General features: G+C 61.2%; 24 protein-coding genes. 12 read left to right on the top strand and 12 right to left on the bottom strand.

The window, feature by feature from the left end; genetic code table 11:
* Nucleotides 1-9: 9 nt before the first annotated feature.
* The 3 genes from cybB to EDY99_RS01450 all read right to left on the bottom strand — a co-directional run bounded on the left by cybB (nt 10) and on the right by EDY99_RS01450 (nt 2922).
* The gene (cybB, locus tag EDY99_RS01440) at nt 10-534 is read right to left on the bottom strand and encodes a cytochrome b561 (protein ID WP_123062153.1); all 525 of its coding nucleotides are present in this window, start codon (nt 532-534) and stop codon (nt 10-12) included.
* 277 nt (nt 535-811) lie between these two features.
* Nucleotides 812-2413 carry an ABC transporter substrate-binding protein gene (locus EDY99_RS01445; protein ID WP_042783749.1) on the bottom strand — a complete coding sequence of 534 codons (1602 nt, stop codon included), beginning with the start codon at nt 2411-2413 and terminating at the stop codon, nt 812-814.
* 128 nt (nt 2414-2541) lie between these two features.
* Entirely contained in the window at nt 2542-2922 is a 381-nt protein-coding gene (locus EDY99_RS01450; protein ID WP_042783750.1) for a helix-turn-helix domain-containing protein, read from the bottom strand.
* A gap of 84 nt (nt 2923-3006) precedes the next feature.
* Here EDY99_RS01450 and EDY99_RS01455 point away from each other — a divergent pair, with 84 nt between their 5' ends.
* A complete protein-coding gene (locus EDY99_RS01455; protein WP_033651038.1) occupies nt 3007-3774 on the top strand; it encodes an NAD(P)H-dependent oxidoreductase in 768 nt (255 codons plus the stop codon).
* Here EDY99_RS01455 and EDY99_RS01460 read toward each other — a convergent pair.
* Entirely contained in the window at nt 3771-4019 is a 249-nt protein-coding gene (locus tag EDY99_RS01460; protein WP_004940639.1) for a hypothetical protein, read from the bottom strand. The genes EDY99_RS01455 and EDY99_RS01460 overlap by 4 nt on opposite strands.
* Before the next feature lie 192 nt (nt 4020-4211).
* Here EDY99_RS01460 and EDY99_RS01465 point away from each other — a divergent pair, with 192 nt between their 5' ends.
* Both EDY99_RS01465 and EDY99_RS01470 read left to right on the top strand, forming a co-directional pair.
* Nucleotides 4212-4616 (top strand): Exc2 family lipoprotein, encoded by a 405-nt coding sequence (locus EDY99_RS01465; protein WP_033651039.1) that lies wholly within the window; start codon nt 4212-4214, stop codon nt 4614-4616.
* 233 nt (nt 4617-4849) lie between these two features.
* On the top strand, nt 4850-5491 hold the full coding sequence (locus EDY99_RS01470) for a DsbA family protein (protein ID WP_033651040.1): 642 nt from the start codon (nt 4850-4852) through the stop codon (nt 5489-5491).
* A 35-nt stretch (nt 5492-5526) separates the two neighbouring features.
* On the opposite strand, the gene EDY99_RS01475 is transcribed toward EDY99_RS01470, so the two are convergent.
* A complete protein-coding gene (locus EDY99_RS01475) occupies nt 5527-6249 on the bottom strand; it encodes a phosphatase PAP2 family protein (protein ID WP_033641998.1) in 723 nt (240 codons plus the stop codon).
* A 223-nt stretch (nt 6250-6472) separates the two neighbouring features.
* Between EDY99_RS01475 and feaR the strand changes: the two genes are divergently transcribed.
* A complete protein-coding gene (gene feaR, locus EDY99_RS01480; RefSeq protein WP_123062154.1) occupies nt 6473-7372 on the top strand; it encodes a transcriptional regulator FeaR in 900 nt (299 codons plus the stop codon).
* Between the two features lie 33 nt (nt 7373-7405).
* Here the strand turns inward: feaR and EDY99_RS01485 are convergent, their stop codons facing one another.
* The gene (locus EDY99_RS01485) at nt 7406-8905 is read right to left on the bottom strand and encodes an aldehyde dehydrogenase family protein (protein ID WP_042783752.1); all 1500 of its coding nucleotides are present in this window, start codon (nt 8903-8905) and stop codon (nt 7406-7408) included.
* A gap of 159 nt (nt 8906-9064) precedes the next feature.
* Entirely contained in the window at nt 9065-9703 is a 639-nt protein-coding gene (leuE, locus tag EDY99_RS01490) for a leucine efflux protein LeuE (RefSeq protein ID WP_004940625.1), read from the bottom strand.
* A gap of 237 nt (nt 9704-9940) precedes the next feature.
* Between leuE and ada the strand changes: the two genes are divergently transcribed.
* Entirely contained in the window at nt 9941-10996 is a 1056-nt protein-coding gene (ada, locus tag EDY99_RS01495; protein WP_042783753.1) for a bifunctional DNA-binding transcriptional regulator/O6-methylguanine-DNA methyltransferase Ada, read from the top strand.
* Nucleotides 10993-11706, top strand: a complete 714-nt coding sequence (locus EDY99_RS01500) for a 2OG-Fe(II) oxygenase (RefSeq protein ID WP_103101592.1) — start codon at nt 10993-10995, stop codon at nt 11704-11706. The genes ada and EDY99_RS01500 overlap by 4 nt, the downstream gene beginning before the upstream one ends.
* Here EDY99_RS01500 and tehB read toward each other — a convergent pair.
* The gene (gene tehB / locus EDY99_RS01505) at nt 11701-12588 is read right to left on the bottom strand and encodes an SAM-dependent methyltransferase TehB (protein ID WP_123061407.1); all 888 of its coding nucleotides are present in this window, start codon (nt 12586-12588) and stop codon (nt 11701-11703) included. The genes EDY99_RS01500 and tehB overlap by 6 nt on opposite strands.
* 178 nt (nt 12589-12766) lie before the next feature.
* Between tehB and EDY99_RS01510 the strand changes: the two genes are divergently transcribed.
* Nucleotides 12767-13870 (top strand): DUF1615 domain-containing protein, encoded by a 1104-nt coding sequence (locus EDY99_RS01510; protein WP_089191235.1) that lies wholly within the window; start codon nt 12767-12769, stop codon nt 13868-13870.
* A gap of 52 nt (nt 13871-13922) precedes the next feature.
* Here EDY99_RS01510 and EDY99_RS01515 read toward each other — a convergent pair whose 3' ends face one another.
* Nucleotides 13923-15602 (bottom strand): alpha-keto acid decarboxylase family protein, encoded by a 1680-nt coding sequence (locus tag EDY99_RS01515; protein ID WP_123061408.1) that lies wholly within the window; start codon nt 15600-15602, stop codon nt 13923-13925.
* Between the two features lie 1047 nt (nt 15603-16649).
* Here EDY99_RS01515 and pagP point away from each other — a divergent pair.
* The 3 genes from pagP to EDY99_RS01530 all read left to right on the top strand — a co-directional run bounded on the left by pagP (nt 16650) and on the right by EDY99_RS01530 (nt 18170).
* The gene (gene pagP / locus EDY99_RS01520; RefSeq protein WP_033642007.1) at nt 16650-17240 is read left to right on the top strand and encodes a lipid IV(A) palmitoyltransferase PagP; all 591 of its coding nucleotides are present in this window, start codon (nt 16650-16652) and stop codon (nt 17238-17240) included.
* Nucleotides 17241-17366: 126 nt separating this feature from the next.
* Nucleotides 17367-17855 carry a DUF2501 domain-containing protein gene (locus EDY99_RS01525; RefSeq protein ID WP_033651046.1) on the top strand — a complete coding sequence of 163 codons (489 nt, stop codon included), beginning with the start codon at nt 17367-17369 and terminating at the stop codon, nt 17853-17855.
* 51 nt (nt 17856-17906) lie between these two features.
* On the top strand, nt 17907-18170 hold the full coding sequence (locus tag EDY99_RS01530) for a DUF333 domain-containing protein (RefSeq protein ID WP_019454261.1): 264 nt from the start codon (nt 17907-17909) through the stop codon (nt 18168-18170).
* A 35-nt stretch (nt 18171-18205) separates the two neighbouring features.
* On the opposite strand, the gene EDY99_RS01535 is transcribed toward EDY99_RS01530, so the two are convergent.
* Both EDY99_RS01535 and EDY99_RS01540 read right to left on the bottom strand, forming a co-directional pair.
* A complete protein-coding gene (locus EDY99_RS01535) occupies nt 18206-18823 on the bottom strand; it encodes a hypothetical protein (protein WP_033642009.1) in 618 nt (205 codons plus the stop codon).
* 106 nt (nt 18824-18929) lie between these two features.
* Entirely contained in the window at nt 18930-19619 is a 690-nt protein-coding gene (locus EDY99_RS01540; protein WP_033651048.1) for a hypothetical protein, read from the bottom strand.
* Between the two features lie 138 nt (nt 19620-19757).
* Between EDY99_RS01540 and EDY99_RS01545 the strand changes: the two genes are divergently transcribed.
* Together EDY99_RS01545 and EDY99_RS01550 are read left to right on the top strand one after the other, a co-directional pair.
* A complete protein-coding gene (locus tag EDY99_RS01545; protein WP_033642011.1) occupies nt 19758-20540 on the top strand; it encodes a DeoR/GlpR family DNA-binding transcription regulator in 783 nt (260 codons plus the stop codon).
* Nucleotides 20541-20542: 2 nt separating this feature from the next.
* A complete protein-coding gene (locus EDY99_RS01550) occupies nt 20543-20926 on the top strand; it encodes a VOC family protein (protein ID WP_089194336.1) in 384 nt (127 codons plus the stop codon).
* On the opposite strand, the gene EDY99_RS01555 is transcribed toward EDY99_RS01550, so the two are convergent.
* Complete coding sequence (locus tag EDY99_RS01555; protein WP_043135578.1) at nt 20927-21835, bottom strand: LysR family transcriptional regulator; 909 nt, start codon at nt 21833-21835, stop codon at nt 20927-20929.
* Between the last annotated feature and the right edge of the window lie 15 nt (nt 21836-21850).

The following is a 21850-nucleotide window of genomic DNA, read 5'->3' on the forward strand; positions in this document are numbered from 1 at the left end:
GCCGGGTATTCAGCGTTTTTTCATCAATGGCAGCATGCGCACCAGCGCATTGTCCTTGACGATGTAGTGATGGAACAGCGCGGCGGCGGCATGCAGGCCGATCAGCCAGTAGCCGAATGAGGCCAGCGTTTTATGCCAGCCGATAATCATCCGCGCCTGCGGCCGATCGGCCACGTCGGTGAACGGCATCGACAGGCCGAACAGATACCACTCCTTGCCGCCCAGATAGCGCGAATACACCCCCAGCACCGGCAGCGTCAGCAGCAGCAGATAAATCAGGGTATGCGTCAGGTGCGCCAGGCCGGTTTGCCACTTCGGCGGTTTGGGCGCAATGGCGGGCGAGGGGCGGCGCCAGCGCAGGAACAGGCGAGCTAGCATCAGCGCAAACACCGTTACGCCGCAGCTGAAGTGGGTGACAACCAGCGCGTACCAGGGGGCGCTGCCCGGTTCGGCAAAGCCCCGCAGCTCGATGGTGACGCAGGTGATGACCAGCAGGATAGCCACCAGCCAGTGCAGGCGAATTTGCCACGGCATATAGGTGTTCTGCACCGGGTTACCTTTTGATGTTAAAGGGTCTGTGCGCCGATGGTAACGAAATGTTACATCGGAGGAAAGCGCGTGCGCGCAATTTAGGCAAAACGCCAGGCTCAACTCACTTATTAAGCGATTGGTTTAGTGGGTTATGCGCCTGACGGCAGGGGAGGCCGTGAGCGTCGTAAGGTATGAAGTTAACAGGCGGTAGATTCCGAGGCCGGCAGCTTATTAAGCGATGACACGGGTTGCGCCGCAGCCCTCGCTGCGGCGCCTGGGATCAGTTCAATTTGGCCTTGGCGAAATCGCTGCCGTTCACGTCCACCACGTAGCCGCTCAGGTTGCTGCGGGTGGCGTAGAATACTTTGCCGGTGGCCAGCGGCAGCCACGGCGCCTGTTTGGCGAAGATCACCTGCGCCTGTTGGTACAGCTTGGCGCGCGCCTGCGGCTGGTTCTCCTGGATCGCCTGCTGGATCAGGCTGTCATAATCCTTATCGCACCAGCGCGCCACGTTGGCGCCGCTCTGCACGCCGGCGCAGCCGAGCAGGGTGGCGAAGTTGTCCGGATCGCCGTTGTCCGAGACCCAGCCGTACAGTGCGCTCTGCTGCTCGCCTTTGCGCAGCCCGGCCAGATACTGGCCCCACTCCCAGGTGACAATCTTGGCCTTCACGCCCACCTTCGCCCAGTCGCTTTGGATCATCTCGGCGATGCGCTTCGAGTTCGGGTTGTAAGGGCGCTGTACCGGCATCGACCAGATGTCGGTCTCAAAGCCCTGCTCCAGCCCGGCCTGCTTCAGCAGCTCGCGCGCCTTCTGCGGATCGTAGGCGTATTCCGGCAGCTTGTCGTTGTAGCCCAGCATGCCCGGCGGCAGCAGCGAATTGGCCGGCGTGCCGCTGTCTTTGAACACCGCGGCGACGATCGCTTTCTTGTCCACCGCATAGCTCAACGCCTGGCGCACCAGCAGGTTGTCGAACGGTTTTTTCTGGGTGTTGAACGCCAGATAGCCGACGTTCAGCCCGGTAATGTCGTGCAACTGCAGGTTGCCGTCGGCCTTGATGGCGGCGAACTGTTCCGGCAGCGGCGCGGGGATGATCTGGCATTCGTTGGTTTTCAGCTTGGCCAGCCGGGTTTGCGGATCCGGCGTGATGGAGAAGATGAGGTGCTTGCTGGCCACTTCGCCCTGCCAGTAGTGCGGGTTGGCGATGTAGCGGATCAGCGAATCCTGCTTGTACTGTTGCAGCGCAAACGGCCCGGTGCCGATCGGCCAGTTGTCGACGTATTCCGGCGTGCCCTTTTTCAGCATCGCGTCGGCGTACTCGGCGGACAGGATCGAGGCGAAATCCATCGCCCAGTCGGCGACGAACGCGGCGTTGGGCTGGCTCAGCGTGAAGCGCACGTGGTGTTCGTCCACCGCTTCCACCTTGGTGATCAGCTTATCCAGACCCATGTCGGTGAAGTATTCATAGTTGCCGCCGGAGACCTTGTGATACGGGTTGGCCGGATCCTTCTGCCGCATCACGGTGAACACCACGTCTTCGGCGTTGAAGTCGCGCGTTGGGGTGAAGTATTTGTTGCTGTTGAATTTTACCCCCTGGCGCAGGGTAAAGGTGTAGGTCTTGCCGTCCGGGCTGACGCTCCACTCGGTGGCCAGCGACGGGGCGGGCGTTTTATCGCTTTCGCGCAGCGTCACCAAGCGGTTGTACAGCACCTGCGAGGTGGCGATAAAGGTCGGCCCGGAGCTGGAGAGCTGCGGGTTGAACGATTCCGGCGAGGCAACGGTGCAGTACACCAGCGCATCGGAAGCGGCCAGCGCGCCGCCCGCCGACAGCAGGCCGCAGCCGGCCAGCACCAGCGCGGCGATTGGGTGTTTTAAAAACGTCAAGGCAAGATCCTCAGGTGGAGTGGGCCGTTACCGGCGAATTGAATTAACTATAGATAACGGATGGCGAGACCGGGAACAAGCGTCTCACCTGCGCATTCTGTGCGCCGGGCGTTGCTTGCCAAACCGCTTTACTCGCTCTCGCGCTTGTGGTCGGCATCATAGCGCTCGCGAGCGGCGTCCAGCTCGGGGAAATGGTATTCCGCCCAGCGGTCCAGCGCCGTCAGCGTCTCGACCAGCGAGCAGGCGACGGCGCTGAGCCGATATTCCACATGCGCCTGATTTTTTTCACTGAAATCCAGCCGTTCAAGCAGCCCGTTGCGTTCCAGCTGGCGCAGCGTTTGCGTCAGCACCTTCTGCGAAATGCCGTCGATGCGGCGCAGCAGTTCGCCGTTGCGCATCGGGCGCTGCGCCAGCGCAGGCAGGATCAACATCACCCACTTGCCGGAGATCAGCGCCAGCGCATCGCGCGCGGAGCACTTGCTCGAATAGACGTCGCCGGGATAAGCCATTGGGGGTTACCTTCAGGTGCGTAATTGCCAAGGGTGCGATAAAGCCACAGCATAGCAGCACCACCTTACAACGGGAGAAACAGGATGAACGTGCTGATTGTGCTGGCTCACCCCGAGCCGCATTCCTTCAATGCTCATTTGGCCGAACAGGCGCGGCAGGCCTGCCTGGCGCAGGGGCATCAGGTGAAGACGGTCGATCTGTATCAGGAGGGATTTGATCCGCGCGAGGGCGCCGGCCATTACCCCAGCAGAAAGCAGGCGGACAGATTTGATGCGATGCAGGAGCAGCGCCATCACTGGACGACTCAGGCGCTGCCGGCGGAGATCCGGCGGCATATCGAGCTGCTGCACTGGGCGGATACGCTGGTGCTGCAGTTTCCTTTCTGGTGGTTCGGCGCGCCGGCTATCATCAAGGGCTGGATGGATCGGGTGTTCGTTTACGGCGGGATCTACGACAGCCGCCACCGCCATGAGAACGGCGTAATGCGCGGCAAACGGGCGCTGCTGACCGTCACCGCCGGCGCTTCCGCACAGGCCTGCGCGCCGAACGGGCGCGACGGCGATATGCGGCTGATGCTGTGGCCCATCATGCATGCGTTGCACTATATCGGCTTTAGCGTGCTGGAGCCGTTCCTGGTCTATGGCGTGCGCGGCGGGTTGGCGGGCGAGGCTCTGCAGGCGCAAAACGCCGCTTTGGCGCAGGTGACGCAGGCGTACCGGGACGGTTTGAACGCGTTTTCCGCCTGGCCGGCGGTGCCCTTCAACCGCAATGAAGATTTTGACGCCGATCTGGCGCTGAAGCCCGGCGCGCCGGTGTACAGCCCGTTCGTGCGGCATTGCGATCCGGATTAGAATCCGGCCTTTAGCAGTTCCTCGCGCAAATCGTCGATAATCGCCGGTTCGATGTCGGGGAACTGCTGCTGAATATCGGCGATGGCTTCGGCCACGCTCGGGCCGGCGAAGGTGCCGGAGAAGGGCAGCAGCGGCAGGTTCGCGTCGCTGTCCGGCAGTTCGCCGCGGATGGTGCCGGTGATCATGCCCGCTTTTTTTTCCGCCGTGAGGTCGTACTCTCCCACGCTTTTGTCGATCGGTTTCATTGGCCGCCTCGCTGTCGGTGAGTGTTTATCCTGTCTGTTAAAGCATAGTGTTTCAGGCAATGAATACCAATCAATGTATATAATATTAATATAAAACAAGGTGATGCGCGTTTTGTCGTTTGACGTTCGCCGGGGGCCGGCGCTATGCTCTAGGCGCTAAAGGAACCTTCCTCACTGACAGGGACAGACGACATGAAAAGACTGAAAAGCGCGGCGCTGTTGTTGCCGCTGTTGGCGCTCAGCGCCTGCACCCATCACCTCAGCAGCGCCGAGCTGCATGCCAAGCACTACATTTATCAAACCCGCGACGATTTCGATCCGCAATTCCGCACCGATGTGAACGGCAGTATTAAGAACGCCGTGCCGATGTTCGAACAGTTCTACCAGCTGGGGAAAAAGGATCGCGCGGCAGGCGTGGCGCGCAGCGAGGCGCAGAAAAAGGCTGACTATCTGGCCAGCCCGGAATTCCAGCAGAACATGGAACACAAAACCATTTTCATCAACCGCACTTACAGCGGCTCCGACAACCCTAAACGCCGCCAGGTGTTCTCGCAGGAAGCGGTGGGCGCGTACTGGGACGGTTACGAAGGGCGCTGAACATAATCCCTCACAAATATACCCGTCATACTTGAAGCTGCATCTGTGTTGACTGCGAGCGCTCACCCCAGTCACTTACTTGAGTAAGCTCCTGGGGATTCCCGCTCTTGCCGCCGTGATGCAACTCCAATTATTTAGGGTATAGAAGGTAATAAAAACTGGTCTTCTGGCGGTTATTTGATTATAAAAACCGCCGCTAAGGACGATGTTCATAGATGAAACCAGGAGTGTTTATGTTGGCAAAAGTTAAGCGTTCGTTCGCCGCCGCCGTCGTATTGATGTTGGCGCTGCCCGCGGTTCAGGCCGCGGATTACCGCGCGGGCGAGCAATACACCCGGCTGGATAAGCCGGTGGCCGCCGCGCCGGCGGTGGTGGAGTTCTTCTCCTTCTACTGCGGCCCTTGTTATCAGTTCGCCGAAACTTACCGCGTGGGCAGCACCGTGGCGCAGGCGCTGCCCGCGGGCGAGAAAGTCACCAAATATCACGTCAGCTTGATGGGCAAACTGGGCAATGCGCTGACCGAAGCCTGGGCGGTGGCGACGGTGCTGGGCGTGGAAGACAAGATTGAAGGGGCGATGTTCGACGCGGTGCAAAAACAGCGCGCCGTTAACAGCGCCGACGATATTCAGCGGGTGTTCACGGCGGCCGGCATCGATGCTGCCACCTATGAAAACGCGCGCCACAGCCTGCTGGTCAAAGGGTTGATCGCCAAGCAGAATGAAGCGGTGAAAGCGTTTGACGTGCGCGGCACCCCGTCGTTCTACGTGGCCGGCCAATACAAGATAGACAATGCCGGCATGGCCGCCACCAGTGTTGAAGGCTACGCCAAAGAGTACGCGGCGGTGGTGCGTTACCTGTTGGACAAACAGCCGTAAACCGGGCCGTTAGGGCCCGGTGTCAGCCGCCGGGTCTATTTCGCCGCGGGTAAATCCAGCGCCTGACGCAGCTCATCACGGGCTTGCCGATACTGCTGCTGGAAATCCTGCTGTTGCGAAAGCTGCTGGCTGATCACGCTGCCGGCGATGCGGCCCATCTCGATATCGGAAGGGTAGTGGATCCCCGCCACCACCCGGTTGTCGCCATATTGCCAGGCGCGCGTCATGATGGCGGCGCGCTTCTCCGGCACCATGTTGGCCAGGGTGATGCCCATCAGCGTGCCCAGCGTGGTGTGGCCGGAAGGCCAGGAGCCGGAGCTGGAGCGCTTGACGATCGGCTCGATGCGGCTGTCCAGCATATGCGGGCGCGGGCGCTTCCAGAAATCTTTCGCCGGATCGACCACCGCCGCTTCGGTCGCTACGATGCGATCGAAGAAAGCGCTCACGGCCGGCAACGCTTTGGCGTTGAACTTCGGCCCCATCACATTGCTGTACACCCAGACGTTCTCTTCCGCATCCGCCTTGGCCTGGCTGGCCATTTCCGGCGTGCGTTTTTGCTGCATGTCGAGGACTTCCCGCAGTTCGCGCTGGGTCTGCGCCGAGTCGTTGGCCGGCGGCGGCGGCAGGATGTGGGTCAGATCCACCTGCTGCGCGGTGGTGAACGGTTGGGCTTCCTCTGCCGCCTGCGCATGGAACGCGGCCAGGGCGCTGGTGGTAAACAAACACAGCGCTAAAACAGATTTTTGCAATGATTTCATCGGGTCATGTCCAGGGTGTCAACGTGAAGGGGGAGCAGCCTGTATCTTTGGCGAGGCCTGTGAAGATGAGATGACGATTTCGTGACGGATTGATGACGACGCGCCGGGCGAACTGTGATCGCGGTGCCAAATCCCCCGCTCGCCATTGATTGTGTGTTAACGGGTTGTTATGGTGATTTTCTGTTCAACGGCGCAGCGCCGCCGGCGTTTGAAGGGAGAGATCATGACGGCATTGGCAACGCTCCGCGACGCCGGCTTCGAAGAGTGGCTGGGCAAAATCAACACCGCCTGCGGCAGGTTCTGCGCGAAAACGCTGGGGCCGGGTTTCAGCGGGGCGATGCAGGAGTTCCGCGCCCATGCGCTGCGTCTGAGCGTGGTCGACGTGGCCCAGGCCCGGCTGTATCGCACGCCGCGTGAAATCGCCCGCAGCGACGGCGCGCACTTTTTTACCGTCTTCCAGCTGCGCGGCAGCGCGTTGATGGAGCAGGGCGATCGTCAAACGATGCTCTCTCCCGGCGACATGACGCTGATCGACACCTCACAGCCCAGCAGCTTCACCTTCCAGCGCGATTCGCGCCAAATCTCTCTGCTGTTGCCGCGCGGCTGCCTGCCGGTGCCGCCGCCTTGCGCCCAGCGTCTCGGGGCCGAGCTCAGCGCGGTGCGCCTCAGCCGCCAGCTGGTGCTGAGCAGTATGCAGGATCCTCAGCTCGCCGCGGCGGAAAGCGAGGCGGTGCTGAATGCGCTGGCGGCGCTGCTGCGCCCGGCTCTGGCGCTCGAACAGGCGCGGCCGGAAGGGCAGCACCCGGTCTTTGACAAGGCGCTGGCGCTGATCGACAGGCATATTCAGTCGGCGCAGCTGCGTCCTGAGTGGGTAGCGGCCGAGCTGGGGGTATCGTTACGCAGCCTGTATCGGCTGTTCGCCCGTCAGGGGCTGGTGGTGGCGCAGTACATCAGGAACCGCAGGCTGGATCTGTGCGCGCAGGCGCTGCGCAGCGCCGCCGGGCAGGAAAAGCTGGCCGGCATTGGTCTTGACTGGGGCTTCGCCGATCACAGCCATTTCTCGACCGCTTTCAAGCAGCGTTTCGGCATGTCGCCGAGCGAGTACCGTCGACAGTATCAATAAGTCAGGGCGCGGGCCAGGCCCGCGCCGCTGCACTCAATAGCGGATGCAGACCGATTTCGACTCGGTGTAGGCATCCAGCCAATCCGGGCCGAAATCACGGCCGCTGCCCGACTGTTTGAACCCGCCGAACGGCATGTTCGGGTCGATCAACGTATGGGTGTTGACCCACACGGTGCCGGCCTGAATGCGCGGCGTAAACGCCATCGCCTTTTGCAAGCTGGTGGTCCACAGGCTGGCGGTCAACCCGAAGTCGGTGTCGTTGGCTTTGCTCAGCGCCTCTTCGGCGCTCGCCACCCGGATCAGGTTGACCACCGGGCCGAACACTTCCTCGCGCGTCAGGTTCAGCCGGTCATCCGGGTTGATCACCAGCGTCGGCGGAATGTAGAAGCCGTTGGCGTCCGGGCCGGCCGCGCCGCCGATAAGCTCGGCGTTTTTCGCCCGGGCGTCGTCCAGGTAGGCCGCCACCTTGTTGCGGTGCGCGAGCGACACCAGCGGGTTGATTTGTGCCCCGGTATCCATCCCCGGCCCGACTGACAGCGATTTCACCGCCTGTTCGAATCCGGCCACCAACCGATCGTAAATCGGCGCTTCGATATAAATTCGCGAGCTGGCGGCACACACCTGCCCCTGGTTGAGGAAGCTGCCGAGCATCAGGCCTTCGATCACCTGCTGCGGATCGGCATCTTGCAGCACGATGGCCGGGTTTTTACCGCCCAGCTCCAGCGTCACGCGGGTCAGGCGATCCGCCGCCGCGCGCGCGATGCTTTTGCCCACCGGCGTGGAGCCGGTAAAGCTGACTTTGGCGATCAGCGGATGTTCGGTCAGCGCCTTGCCGCACACGGTGCCGCGGCCGGTGACCACGTTGAACACGCCCGGCGGCACGCCGGCTTCGCTCGCCAGTTCGGCGATGCGCAGCAGGGTGAGCGGGGTGGTTTCCGACGGCTTGATGACGATGGAGCAGCCCGCCGCCAGCGCCGGCATCACTTTCCACATGCCGATCATCAGCGGGAAGTTCCAGGGCACGATGCCGGCGACGACGCCGATCGGCTCTTTGCGGGTATAAACCTGATATTTGGCGCCCGGCGGCATCGGAATGGACACGTCCAGCGTCTGACCGGTGATTTTGGTCGCCAGCCCGGCGGTGTAACGCATCCAGTTCAGGGTACTGCCGACTTCGAAAGCGCGGGCGATGTTGATGGATTTGCCCTGCTCCAGGGTTTCGAGCTGCGCCAGCTCTTCGGCGTGCTGCTCCACCAGATCGGCGAAGCGCAGCAGGATGCGTTCGCGCTCGACCGGCAGACGCTGCGCCCAGACGCCTTCGCTGAAGGCTTTGTGGGCGGACTCCACCGCCTGCGCCACGTCGTGTTCGTTGGCGTCGGCGGTGGTGGCGATTTGCTGCCCATTGGCGGGGTTATACACCGCCAGGCGGCCTTCCGCAGCGGACGCGCGCCACTGGCCGTCGATATACAGCCCATGCTGACGATCGAGAAAACGCGACACGCTATCCAGCACGGCTACGGTATTGTCAGACATACATCCTCCGATCAGATTCATCAGGTTATCGTTAACCCTGAGAGTCTAGATCAGCGGTAAAGCGGCGGCTTTGCTCTGCCTGACATTCGATTTGTCCTGCGTGTCATTTTGCCGTGACGGAACAGTAAACCGCGGCCGGCGGGCGCCGGCCGGGAAGGATTACGAACTCAGGGTTGCCAGACGGGTGGCGAAACCGAGGAACAGCAGGCCGATCAGGCCATTGCCGAGCTTCGCCAGGCCTTTCTTGTGGTTGAAGAAATGCGCCAGCATCGCGCCGGAGAAGATCAGCGTGCTCATGTAGATAAAGCTGACGGCTTCGAGGATCAGCGCCAGAATGGTGAACGACAGCCCGGTGTGCGCGTAGTTGAAATCGATGAACTGCACGAAGAACGACACGTAAAACAGAATAGCTTTCGGGTTGGTCAGGCTCAGCGTCAGCGATTTGCGCAGAATGCTGTGGCCGCCCTCAATCTGTTGCTGTTGCGCCTGCGCCTTCTGCACGAAGGTGGCGTAGAGGATTTTTGCGCCAAGGAACAGCAGGTAAATCGCGCCGAGAAAACGCACCAGGGTAAACAGGAACGGCGTGGTGCGGATCAGCGAAGCCACGCCTATATAGGCGCAAAAGATCAGGATCGCATCGCCGATAAACACGCCCAGCGCCGCGGTATAGCCGGCGCGCACGCCGCGCGATATGCCGGTTTTCAGCACGTACAGCGTATTCGGCCCCGGCAGAATGATGATGAAGACCACCCCGGCCAAATAGGTCCATAAATTCAGGACGCCAAAACTCTCTAACACAATAACCTCTCCATGCGCGCAACTAACAGGCAGAAACACTGGCCACGCCCGTGGCCGGCCGCGATCCTAACGCCGTGCAACCGGGTTGGCAACGTAATAAACTTCATGTTGTTGGTTAAAAATTGTCGAAAGATTGTTGAAAACGTCGGCGCCGAATTAAAAAGCAAGAGTCGGCGTGTTTCGCCAACGGCCCGTCACTATGCTGGTTAACATCGAAACCGCAGTGAGGAACGGATGATGAAAAACGTAATCGACAGCGCCGATCCGCGCTGGCTGGCGATTGTCAGCCGCGACAAGCACGCCGACGGCCGCTTTATCTACGCGGTGAAAACCACCGGCGTGTATTGCTCGCCTTCCTGCCCGTCACGCCAACCGAATCGGCAAAACGTGGAGCTGTTTGACGACGCGGAGCAGGCGGAGGCGGCCGGCTATCGGCCCTGTAAACGCTGCCGGCAGGGGCTGACGCCGCTGACGGAACAGCATGCGCGGCAGATAGCTGAGGCCTGCCGCTATATCGAGCAGGCGGAAAAAGCGCCGTCGCTGCAGACGCTGGCGCGCCACGTCGGGTTGAGCCAATACCATTTCCACCGGCTGTTCAAAGCGATCACCGGCCTGACGCCGAAAGGCTACGCCGACGCGCAGCGCAGCCAACGCTTACGCGCCGGTCTTACGCAGCGGGAAACGGTGACCGACGCGATCTTCGACGCCGGTTATGGCGCCAACGGCCGCTTCTACCAGCAGGCCAACGCCGCGTTGGGCATGACGCCGAAGGCCTATCGGGCGGGCGGCAAAGGCATGCGCATCCATTTCGCCGTCGGGCGCTGTTCGCTGGGCGAGATCCTGGCGGCCCAGAGCGAGGTGGGCATCTGCGCCATTCTGCTGGGGGACGATGCGCAGCAACTGGTGCAGGATCTGCAGGACAAATTCCCCAACGCCGAGCTGATCGGCGGCGACGCGCAGTATGAAGCGCTGATGGCGCAGGTGGTGGGCCTGATTGAAGCGCCGGAGAACGGGTTGGCGCTGCCGCTGGATATTCGCGGCACCGCGTTTCAACAGCGGGTCTGGCGGGCGCTGCAGGCGATACCGGTCGGCGAAACCGTCAGCTATGCCGATATCGCTCGGCGCATTGGGGCGCCCAAAGCGGTGCGCGCGGTAGCCGGCGCCTGCGCCGCCAACATGCTGGCGGTGGCGATCCCCTGCCACCGGGTGGTGCGCAACGACGGCACGCTGTCCGGCTACCGCTGGGGCGTCGATCGCAAGAAAGCGTTGCTGGAAAAAGAGGCGCAGCGATGAGCGGCGCGCTGGTGACCCGGCTGGCCGAATTGGACTGGGCGGCAATTGAACGTGAACTCGATGCGCAGGGCTGCGTGCGTCTGCCGGGCGTGCTCAGCCAAGAGCTGTGCCGCGAGCTTTCGGCGCTCTACCCGCAGGATGCGCATTTTCGCAGCCGCGTCGTGATGGCGAAGCACGGTTTTGGCCGCGGCGAGTACCGCTATTTCGCCTATCCGCTGCCGCCGCCAGTGGCCGAAGCGCGCAGACTGATGTATGCGCGGCTGGCGCCGGTGGCCAACCGTTGGAACGCCTTGTTGGGGCTGGAGACGCGTTATCCCGCCGCACATGAAACCTACCTGGCGGAATGCCACCGGGCCGGCCAGCGGCGGCCGACGCCGCTGCTGTTGCGCTACGAAACGGGGGATTACAACTGTCTGCATCAGGACCTGTACGGCGAGCGGGTGTTTCCGCTGCAGGTGGCGTTTCTGCTCTCCGCCCCCGAGCAGGACTTCACCGGCGGCGAGTTCGTGCTGACCGAACAGCGGCCGCGGATGCAGAGCCGGGCGGAGGTGGTGCCGCTGCAGCAGGGCGACGCGGTGGTGTTCGCCGTGCATCACCGGCCGGTGGCGGGGGTGAAAGGCTGTTATCGGGTCAATCTGCGCCACGGCGTCAGCCGAATACGCGCCGGCCAACGCCACTCGCTGGGGATTATCTTTCACGACGCGCTATAGCTTGCGCGCCAGCAGGGTGGCGAAGCGCAGCGAGATGCGGTTGCCGGCGGCGTCGGTCTTGTGCAGTTGGCCGACGTCTTCGTTGTATTTGAGGATCTCCCAGTCGCGATAATAATGCTTCAGCTCACCCGGCCGGAAGGTAAACGGGAACGGCAGCGGGCAGGGATAATCCTCGGTATCCATCGCCGCCACGATCAGGTTATGGCCGCCGCGCACGGTGCTGTCCTGCATGTCTTGCACGATATGCGGGATCTGCTGCCGTTCGAGGAACATCAAGACCACGGTGGACAGGATAAAGTCGTAGTCGCCGCTGAAGCGGTGGGTGTTGAGATCCTGCACCCCGGCGCTCAGGCGGGTTAATTGCTCGGCGTCGACGATCTGGTTGAGGCGGGCTATCGACGGCGCATGCTTGTCCCAGGCGGTGACATCGAAACCTTTCAGATTGAGGTAGAGCGAATTGCGCCCGCCGCCGCAGCCCAGATCCAGCGCCTTGCCCGGCGCGATGCGCGCCGCCGCCTCAACCACTTCGGAGTGAGTGCGCGTCAGTTCGTATTTCTTGTGGTAGTAATCTTCCGGCGTGCAGTAAAACGCCAGCCGGCAGGTCATGTCGTCCGAAAAGGAAACGATGCGATGCCACTGTTGGGGGGCGATAAACGGCGGCTGGCTTTCAGGGCTGAACTGCCAGGTCTCGGTGGTGGCGCCGTCTTCGGTCATCATGGCGAACGTCAGGCTGCCGCTCAGCACGGTGAGCTTCGCCCAGGTGCCGCTCTGGGTGTTGTGGCGCTGACGAAAGGCTTCCGGCAGCGTGTCGCTGTTCCATTCCGGCAGGGTTTCGCTGTTCCATTCCGGCAGGGTTTTATAGCAAAGCAACTGCTGCTCCATAGGGGGCTCCTCTGGCTGGGCAAGCAAAGTGATTTATATGATGCATATAAAATACATCTTTATGGTTCGTTTGAACATAGCAGCCTGAAGGAAAGGCGCGGGGAGATCTTTATACTGGATTGTGCGCGGCGGCTGGGCTAATTTCAGTGCTGTTCATGTCATCACGTTCAGGGAAAAGATGCCGATACGCCGTTTATGCCACCCGAAGCCCCTCAGTTTGCTGAGCCTGGCCGCGCTGCTGGCGCTGGCGGGTTGTACCAGCAAAACCACCACCACCTCGCCGGCGGCGCGCCCCGCCGACGTCAAAGCGCGACTGATGACGCTGATCCCGGCCAACGCCGGCGATCGTCAGGGTTGGGCCACCGATATCACCGCCGCGTTCGCCGCGCAGGGCATCGAGCCGAGCGATGAGAACCTGTGCTCGGTGCTGGCGGTCACCGAACAGGAGTCGACGTTCCAGGCTAACCCGCAGGTGCCGGGGCTGCCGAAGATCGCCTGGAAGGAGATCGACCGCCGCGCCGATCAGATGCACATCCCGAACTTTTTGGTGCATACCGCGTTGAAGATCTCGTCGTCGAACGGCCAGAGCTACAGCGAGCGCCTGGATAAGGTGCGCACCGAAAAGGATCTGAGCGATATCTTCGATGACATGATCGACCGCGTGCCGATGGGGCAGAAGCTGTTCGGTCATTTGAACCCGGTTCATACCGGCGGCCCGATGCAGGTGAGCGTCGCCTTCGCCGAGGCGCATGCCAAAGGGTATCCTTATCCGGTTGACGGTTCGATTCGGCGCGAAGTCTTCAGCCGACGCGGCGGCATGTACTTCGGCATTATGCATTTGCTGGGGTACCCGGCCGACTATAGCCGGCCAATCTACCGCTTCGCCGACTTCAACGCCGGCTGGTACGCCAGCCGCAACGCGGCGTTCCAAAACGCGGTCAGCCGGGCGAGCGCCATTCCGCTGGCGCTGGACGGCGATCTGATCGACTTTGGCAGCGACAAGCCCGGCTCCACCGAGCTGGCGGTGCGCACGCTCGGCAAGCGCCTGAACATGAGCGACAGCGCCATTCGCCGGGCGCTGGAGAAAGGCGACACGGCCGACTTTGCCGATACCGACCTGTATAAGAAGGTCTATGCGCTGGCGGGCGGCAAGCTGCCGCGCGAGATGCTGCCGGGCATCCAACTGGAAAGCCCGAAAATCACCCGCAAGCTGACCACCGCCTGGTTCGCCAAGCGGGTGGATGAACGCCGCCAGCGCTGCATGGCGCGCGCCGGCGGTTAACCCTAAAGAAAACGCCGCCGGCGGCCTGAGTCACCGGCGGCGCGATCGCGCATCAGGCGCTGCGGCGCGGGTTGGTCAGGCCGAAGTTAAAGCTGTTGCAACGGTTGCAGAACTCTTTCATCACCGGCGGCGTGTCCATCATCGGCACTTTCACCTCGATAAACGCCAGCCTATCCTGCCGCGAGGCGTGTTCCAGGGCCATTTCCAGCTGTTGCGTGGTTTCCACCGCCACGCTGAACGGCTGCGATCGAGTATTCAGCACCGCCGGCAGTTTGGCGTAGTCCCACGGGCTGATGTCGTTGTAGGACGAGCTTTCGCCGAGGATATAGCGTTCGATGGTGTAGCCGTCGTTATTGATCAGGAAGATGATCGGCTTTTGCTCGCAGCGCAGCAGGGTGGACACTTCCTGCGCGGTCAACTGGAAAGAGCCGTCGCCGATGAACAGCAGGTGGCGGCGTTCAGGGGCCGCCATCAGGGTGCCGAGCAGCGCCGGCAGGGTATAGCCGATTGAGCCCCAAATCGGTTGGTTGACCACCTTGACGCCGTCCGGCATGCGCATGCCGCCGATGGCCGCGCCGGAGGTGCCGTTTTCCACCACCACCACGTCATCCGCCCGGATGAAGCGTTGGATGCGCCGCCACAGATAGGCCTGGTCGATAGGCGCGTCGCTCGGCGTCGCCAGCTTCTCATGCGGGCTGGCCAACGGCGTCAGGGGCTGCGCCGGCGCGTCTTCGCTCAGATCCAACAGCGCCTGCAGCAGATCCGCCGTCGACACCGCCGGGTAGGAGGTGTTGCCCAGCTTCATTGAGAACGGTTGGATGTCCACCTGAGCGGCGGCGGGAATGTGCTGGGAGAAATAGCCGGTGGTGGAATCCACCAAACGCACGCCGAAGCTCAGCACGCAGTCCGAGTGGGCCATGTGTTCATACAGTTCGGGGCGCGACAGATTGCCGCTGTAGCCGCCCATCCAACCGGCGGTGTTTTCCGGGATAATGCATTTGGCGGTGGGCATATTGGTCAGCGGAATGGCGAAGCGGTGAGCGACCGCGATGACCAACTGCTGCAACTGGTAGCGATCCACCATTTGATCGACCAACATGATTGGGCGCTGTGCGCGTTTGATTTTGGTTAACAGCGCCATCGCCGCTAATTGCACATTGTATTTATCGCTGGCCGGTAATTGCGGTGCCGTCGCCGCCGCGGCGATTTCAATTTCCACATCGCAAATATCCGACGGCAGCTGTAAATACACCGGTTTCTTCTCTATCCAGGCGCGGGAAATAACGCGTGGGATTTCTTGTGCGGCATTTTCCGGCGTAATCAAGGCTTGCGCAACGGTGAATTGTTTAAAGCAGTTCATGACGTTGTCGAAATTGCCATCGCCCAGGGTATGGTGCAAGAGCTGGTGATTTTTCATCGCATGCAGCGGCGGCGTGCCGGCGATGCAGATAACCGGCGAAGATTCGGCATAGGCCCCGGCGATGCCGGACAGCGCGGCCAGATCGCCGACGCCGTAGGTGACGATCAGCGCGCCGGCGCCTTTCATGCGGGCGTAACCGTCGGCGGCGTAGGAGGCGTTCAATTCATTGCAGTTGCCGACAAACGCCAGCCGCTCGTCGTTTTCCAGCAGCTCCAGCAGGCTGAGATTATAGTCGCCGGGCACGCCGTAAATACGATCGACGTTCAGGGCGTGAAGCTGTTGCAGAATGAATGACCCGATAGTTATTTTCATTGATTGCTCCGAATTATTTATCTTTATTTTGTCAGGCGAAAATCAGCAAAAATAAATTGCTGGCGATGTTGTGTCGTTAGCATTAACAGTTATTTAAAGTGTCGGCTTGTTCAAGACAGGCGTGGCAGCCGATGAATAGGCGGTTTGTATTCGGCGCTTTACGCGATTGAATAATGTATAAATAGTGTGGTTATTATGCAGGAGGACGGTGCGGTATTTTTCCCTGGCGGTATATCGACAGAAAAATGGCGGCGTATTGGCATTTATCATGATGCAGAGCGAATCATCCGGTACTTTTGACGCCGCGTTAAATCCCATCGGGTGGCGTAACGCTCTTTTGCTGGTAAAGAAAGGCAGAAGCCGGCGCAAAGGGGCATTTTGGTGATCCACCGCACGCTTATTTCATGAAACCATCGCGTAACCAATCAAAAACAAAAAATTAACAATGTCGCTTTTTTATTCGCGTCGTGTTGTCAGTTTTATTTTACGGGGCTGCAATGCGCGCCGCCTCGGGCCGGCGTAAACAAGCGTCGTTACGGGCGCTAATATAACGTGGCGACCATCACATTCCTTGGGGCCGATACGTAAACTTTTCTCTACGTGCGCCTGGATGGCGTATACCTACCAAAGGGCCTGCGTCCCAGCGGGGCTCGTCTGAGGGGGAAATAGCCATGAAAAGCTATCGACATGTGCTGGTGCTGATCCACGACGAGCGTGATGGGTTGCCGTTGCCGCGCGTCACCCTTCGGCGTTTTAAAATCGACTGTTCGGCCTTATTCTCTGGCGTTCGTGAACCGCCTCGATGTCGATGTGTTGGTCAAGCACCTGGCCCGCGAGTAGCGAACGACAAAGCGGACTTTTCCCACGGTTTTGCCGTCCGAAAGGCGCTAACATGCAGATGTCGGTGCAACCCGTTATAAACCAATGCGAATTTTCCGATGCTAAGCTTAACCAAGGCGAAACGGGCGTTGGATAAATTGGATACAGCTTGATCTTGCCTGGGCTATCGGTAAAAATCTTCGGCCGTATTTTTACAGGAGCTTTACCATGTTTCTCAAACGGACTCTGTTGGCATGTTCTCTGGCGTTGATATTTCCTGCACTGCCTTCTTACGCTGAGGTTAGTACAGAAAGTGGCAATACCGCGCAGGCCGAAAAACCGGGTCTATGGCAGCGCTTTACCCATAACGTGTCGGAGACCTGGAACAATTCGCCGAACCACGATCTCTATATTCCGGCCATCACCTGGCATAACCGTTGGACTTACGATGACGAACATATCGATAAGTACAACGAGCGCCCGTGGGGCGCCGGTTATGGCATCTCCCGCTACGACAGCGACGGTGACTGGCACGGCATCTACATCATGGCGTTCAAGGACTCCTTCAACAAGTGGGAGCCGATCGGCGGCTACGCCTACGAGAAGATCTGGCGTCCGTTGGATGACAAGGATTTCCGCCTGGGGCTGGGTTTCACCGCCAGCGTCACCGCGCGCGATAACTGGAAATATATTCCTATCCCGGCGCCGCTGCCGCTGGCTTCTATCGGCTATCAGCGGCTGACGTTCCAGGCGACCTACATTCCCGGCACCTATAACAACGGCAACGTGTTCTTCGCCTGGCTGCGCTGGCAGTTCTAAACTTCCTGAATTCCGAAAAACGGCGCGGCGGCGAGATAAAAGGAACTTGTCGCCGCAGGCGGCGTCGGAGAGGTATCCCGGCGCGCTGCGCCGATTGCATGCCGTTCTTACAGGAGTTTTATCACTATGATCACCAAACATCGTTTACTGCTGGCTTTGGCGCTGTCCGCGACCCTGGCCAGCGGCGCCACCCAGGCCGCCGGTCTGATGGATTCTCTCAACAGCGCGGCGGGCGAACTGAGCAAGTCTGGCGGCGAAAGCGGCGGCGGCATGTCGCTCTCCTCGTTGACCGGCCTGCTGAACGGCGGCGACAAGGCGTTAAGCTCCAGCAGCATGACCAACGCCGCCGGCATCCTGCAGTACTGTGTGAAAAACAACGTGCTGTCGGCTAACGGCGCCGAAGGGGTGAAAGATCAGTTGCTCAGCAAACTGGGCATCACCAGCACTGAAAACGCCAAGAGCCAGGATTATCAGCAGGGCCTGGGTGGCTTGCTGCAGACCGGTGAAGGCAAGAGCCTGGATCTCAACAGCCTGGGCACCTCGCAGATCACCGAGAAGGTGAAGCAAAAAGCCTGCGATCTGGTGCTGAAACAGGGCAAATCCTTTATTTCATGATCAACCCACGGCGGAGCGTTCCGCCGTGGGTATTTTGCATAAGCTGGAAAAATGAAAAAAACGTTGATGCTTTCCCTGCTGGCAGGGATGACGATGTTGCAGGGGTGTTCCGTGAAATCTAACGATGCGCCGCCACCGCCGCAGGTGAAACCGATCGGCATGGCGAACCCGGCCGACGTGTATTGCACCAAAATCGGCGGCAAGCTGAACGCCAAAGAAAACGCGGCGGGCCAGTATTCGACCTGTACGCTGCCGAATGGGCAGGAAATTGAAAGTTGGGAGCTGTTCCGCCGCGATCACCCGGTGAAAAAGTAACCTCTGCGGCGCCGGCGACTCTGCCCGGCGCCCGATCAGAATTGCCGATCGCCTATCGACTGCAGCTGCAGGCTGCCGTCCTTTTGCAGCGATAACGGTATGCGCCAATCGCTCCGTTTATCCAGGTTGAACGGCCTGGAGCGGAACATGCAGCCGGTCTTGATGTTCTTGATTTTCATCACGTGTTCCGCATCCGCATTCATTTTAACCTCGAAGCTGCCGGCGGCCGGAATAAAGACTTCCGCCAGCTGCTGCGGCGCGGCGGGCGTTTCCATTTTGACCAACACCGCGAAATCGTTGCCTTGATTGTCCAGCGTCAGCCGATGCAGGCCGGTTGCGGGCAGGCCGGTCGGCTGATGCAGATAGCCGGCTGACGCGGGCCAGGGTTGCCCGGCATTATCGTGCAGCGGCCCGCCGCATTGCTCACGTGCTTCGCGCTGCGGCATTTCGCGCTTGATGGCGCGGTTGTAATCGGTGGGGGCGGCGAGGCTGAATTCGTCGTCATACTGGTGGGTGAGCAGATAGCGCTTGACGCCGAGCACCCCGAGGGCGACCAGCATGAAGAACAGAAATACCCTCAGGCGATTTTTAAAAATCAGCCCAAACAGCTTCCCGGGTAATTGAAACAGCCACCTTGCGATCGTCAATAACATCGTTTTCCCTTTACGCCCAAGCCGTTACGTCTGCGGTAACTTCGCTTGCCTCAGTATAGCCAAAGCGTTGCCACCGGGCGGCATGCGCCATGAAATTCCTGTTTTTTTATCCTAAACCTTCTTCCAACAGCAACAGCAGCAGGAAGCCGGCAAAGAACATCGCGGCGGCGAACGGGGTTTCCTTTCCGCCTTCATGCGCTTCGACCAGCAGCTCTTCGGTCACCAGGTAGAGCAGGGCGATCAGGCCAAAGGCCAGAAAGGCGGTCAGCCAAAATGCGCCCAGCATGGCCACCGGCGCCCCCAGCAGGCCGCCGATGGGCAACAGCAGCGCCAGGCCGACTATCGCCGCCATGACGCGCAGCCGCCTGCCGAGAAAGTCTTGCAAATCGCCGACGATCGACAATCCCAGGAACAGCACTTCCAGCGTTAACGCCAGCGTCAACAGCAGGCCGGCTTTGGCGCCGGCCGCGAAGGCAATGCCCAGCACCAGCCCATCGATAAAGATATCGACGCCGACCGCGGCGATAAAACCGACCGGCCCCTGCGCTTTTTCGCCCAGCCGCCGAACCAGCAACATTAACAGCACCCCCACAGCGCCGCCCAGCAACACCGCCAAAGGCGACTGCTGTTTGAGATCGGGCAAGATTTCGGTGGCGGCGGCGGCGAACACGATGCCGGCGGTAAAGTGATGGATGACGCGCATCGCGGCGTCGCCGGGGCGGCGATAGAGCGCCACCGCTGCGCCGACGACGGTGGCTGCGGCGGGAAACAGCGTATAAAGCACGGCGGAAGTCATCGCGTCATAATCCCTTATCTGTGATGTCACTTTCAGTCTAGACGAGCGCCGCCGCTTGAGTGTTGCCAAAAAAGTGTTTGTTCGATTGTGTACGTTTGTGTACATTCATGATCACTTTAGCATCGCCGGATTGACATGATGTCCAAACTGTTACCGAATGAGCGCCATCAGGCCATTCTCGACACGCTCCGCCAACAGGGGCGAGTGCTGGCTCTGGAGATGGCGCAGCGGCTGAATACCACCGAAGCGACCATCCGCCGCGACCTGCGTCAGCTGGCGGCACAGAATCTGTGCAAACGCATCTATGGCGGTGCGCTGGCGCCGACGCCGGCCGAAGGCCCCGTTGCGGCGCGCATTGCCCTCAGCGGCGATGAGAAGCTGGCGCTGGCGCAGACCGCGCTGGGGGTGATCGGCGAAGAACAGCTGATCTTCCTCGATGCCGGCAGCACCCACCTGTATCTGGCGGATCTGTTGCCGCGCGATCGGCGTTTGACGGTGGTAACCAATGCGTTGAGCATCGCCGGCAAAATGCTGGAACGGCCGGGGATCCGCACCATCCTGATCGGCGGCGAACTGGATGCGCAGGTCGGCGGCTGCGTGGACGCCAAGGCGGCGGAAGAGATCGACGGATTTCATTTCGATCTGGTGTTCACCGGCATTTGCGCCTACGACCCGGCCGGCGGCTTCTCCGCGTTGAGTTACCAGGACGCCACGTTCAAAAAGCGGTTGCTGACGCGCGCCGGCAGCGTGGCGGTGCTGTGCACCCGCGACAAACTCAATACCTACGCCCCCTACCCCTTCCTGCCCGCCGGGCGGGTGGATCATCTGGTGACGGCGCGCGGCGCGCACCCGCAGCTTGAGCAGCAGGTGGCGCAGGGCGGCGGCCAGATCTGGCACAGCGATTTATCGACCGGAGAATGATGATGAAAATAGCCCATGTTGCCCTGTGGACCCGTGACATCGACGCGCAGCTGGCGTTCTGGCAGCGCTATTTCAACGGTGAAGCGGGGGAGGAGTACGTCAGCCGCAATCGGCCGGGGTTCGTTTCCCGCTTCGTCAATCTGGCGGCCGGGCCGACGCTGGAGATCATGCGCGTGCCGACGTTGCTGCCTGCGCAGGCGCAGGAGGAGCGGGTAGGCTGGGCGCACATCGCGCTGTCGCTGGGGGATGAGCTGCAGGTCGATCGGTTGGCGCAGCGCGCACGGCAGGAGGGCATCTTGCTGTCCGCGCCGCGCTGGACCGGCGACGGCTTCTACGAGGCCGTCATTCGCGATCCAGACGGCAACGCGATCGAAATCACCGCCTGATCACTCTTCTTCAATGCTGGCGAACTGCTCACCCAGATAGTCGAGCAGCAGCCGCACCGCCGGCAGCAGGCCGCGGCGCGACGGGTAGACCGCGTGCACCACGCCGCCCTGCGGCTGCCAGCCCGGCAACAGTTGCACCAGCTCGCCGCGCAGCATGTCGTCGCGCATCATCATCGCCGGCAGTTGTACGATGCCGGCGCCGGCGATGGCGGCGGTGCGCAGCATCAGCATGTCGTCGGTGACCAGCCGCGGCGTGTGCTCCCACTCCACCCGTTCACCCTGTGGGCCGGTCAGCCGCCATTGGTGCTGAGCGCGCGCCGGGCCGAGATCGAGCGTTGGGTATTTACGCAGGTCTTCCGGCGTTTGCGCCGGCCCGAGGGTGCGCACCAGCGCCGGGCTGGCGGCGACGCACCAGGTGCGCTGCGCGAGGATCTTCAGCACCAGATCGCTGTCCTCCAGCGGCGGCGGCCGCACGCGGATCGCCAGATCCAACCCTTCCCCCACCACGTCCACCCGGCGGTTGGTGGCCTCCAGATGCACCGTCACCTTGGGATAATCGGCCATAAAGGCTGCCACCATGCTGCCGACGCGAGTGTGCAGGATCGCCACCGGGCAGGACATGCGCACCGTGCCGCAGGGCTCGGCGCGCGTCTGCTCGATCGCCTGCTGCGCGGCTTCCGCTTCCACCAGCATCGCCTTGCAGTGCGCGTAATAGGTTTGGCCGAGTTCGGTCACCGAGAAGCGCCGCGTCGAGCGCTGGATCAGGCGCACGCCCAACCGCTCTTCCAGCAGCGCCACGCGGCGGCTGAGTTTGGATTTGGGAATGCCCAGCGCCCGGCCGGCGGGGGCGAATCCCTGGTGATCGACCACGCTGGCGAAGAAAAACAGGTCGTTCAGATCGGTCAGCATCGCATCCCTTATCGT

This window comes from Serratia sp. LS-1, assembly GCF_003719595.1.
Classification (GTDB): domain Bacteria; phylum Pseudomonadota; class Gammaproteobacteria; order Enterobacterales; family Enterobacteriaceae; genus Serratia; species Serratia ureilytica.

Excerpts from the sequence above, each read along its gene's own strand:
- EDY99_RS01540 (WP_033651048.1), bottom strand. The coding sequence starts at position 19,619 with ATGACTTCCGCCGTGCTTTATACGCTGTTTCCCGCCGCAGCCACCGTC.
- EDY99_RS01465 (WP_033651039.1), top strand. The coding sequence starts at position 4,212 with ATGAAAAGACTGAAAAGCGCGGCGCTGTTGTTGCCGCTGTTGGCGCTC.
- EDY99_RS01460 (WP_004940639.1), bottom strand. The coding sequence starts at position 4,019 with ATGAAACCGATCGACAAAAGCGTGGGAGAGTACGACCTCACGGCGGAA.
- EDY99_RS01485 (WP_042783752.1), bottom strand. The coding sequence starts at position 8,905 with ATGTCTGACAATACCGTAGCCGTGCTGGATAGCGTGTCGCGTTTTCTC.
- EDY99_RS01550 (WP_089194336.1), top strand. The coding sequence starts at position 20,543 with ATGAAAATAGCCCATGTTGCCCTGTGGACCCGTGACATCGACGCGCAG.
- EDY99_RS01500 (WP_103101592.1), top strand. The coding sequence starts at position 10,993 with ATGAGCGGCGCGCTGGTGACCCGGCTGGCCGAATTGGACTGGGCGGCA.
- EDY99_RS01555 (WP_043135578.1), bottom strand. The coding sequence starts at position 21,835 with ATGCTGACCGATCTGAACGACCTGTTTTTCTTCGCCAGCGTGGTCGAT.
- cybB (WP_123062153.1), bottom strand. The coding sequence starts at position 534 with ATGCCGTGGCAAATTCGCCTGCACTGGCTGGTGGCTATCCTGCTGGTC.
- EDY99_RS01530 (WP_019454261.1), top strand. The coding sequence starts at position 17,907 with ATGAAAAAAACGTTGATGCTTTCCCTGCTGGCAGGGATGACGATGTTG.
- EDY99_RS01510 (WP_089191235.1), top strand. The coding sequence starts at position 12,767 with ATGCCGATACGCCGTTTATGCCACCCGAAGCCCCTCAGTTTGCTGAGC.
- pagP (WP_033642007.1), top strand. The coding sequence starts at position 16,650 with ATGTTTCTCAAACGGACTCTGTTGGCATGTTCTCTGGCGTTGATATTT.
- EDY99_RS01525 (WP_033651046.1), top strand. The coding sequence starts at position 17,367 with ATGATCACCAAACATCGTTTACTGCTGGCTTTGGCGCTGTCCGCGACC.
- tehB (WP_123061407.1), bottom strand. The coding sequence starts at position 12,588 with ATGGAGCAGCAGTTGCTTTGCTATAAAACCCTGCCGGAATGGAACAGC.
- EDY99_RS01455 (WP_033651038.1), top strand. The coding sequence starts at position 3,007 with ATGAACGTGCTGATTGTGCTGGCTCACCCCGAGCCGCATTCCTTCAAT.
- feaR (WP_123062154.1), top strand. The coding sequence starts at position 6,473 with ATGACGGCATTGGCAACGCTCCGCGACGCCGGCTTCGAAGAGTGGCTG.
- EDY99_RS01515 (WP_123061408.1), bottom strand. The coding sequence starts at position 15,602 with ATGAAAATAACTATCGGGTCATTCATTCTGCAACAGCTTCACGCCCTG.
- ada (WP_042783753.1), top strand. The coding sequence starts at position 9,941 with ATGAAAAACGTAATCGACAGCGCCGATCCGCGCTGGCTGGCGATTGTC.
- EDY99_RS01475 (WP_033641998.1), bottom strand. The coding sequence starts at position 6,249 with ATGAAATCATTGCAAAAATCTGTTTTAGCGCTGTGTTTGTTTACCACC.
- EDY99_RS01450 (WP_042783750.1), bottom strand. The coding sequence starts at position 2,922 with ATGGCTTATCCCGGCGACGTCTATTCGAGCAAGTGCTCCGCGCGCGAT.
- EDY99_RS01470 (WP_033651040.1), top strand. The coding sequence starts at position 4,850 with ATGTTGGCAAAAGTTAAGCGTTCGTTCGCCGCCGCCGTCGTATTGATG.
- EDY99_RS01545 (WP_033642011.1), top strand. The coding sequence starts at position 19,758 with ATGTCCAAACTGTTACCGAATGAGCGCCATCAGGCCATTCTCGACACG.
- EDY99_RS01535 (WP_033642009.1), bottom strand. The coding sequence starts at position 18,823 with ATGTTATTGACGATCGCAAGGTGGCTGTTTCAATTACCCGGGAAGCTG.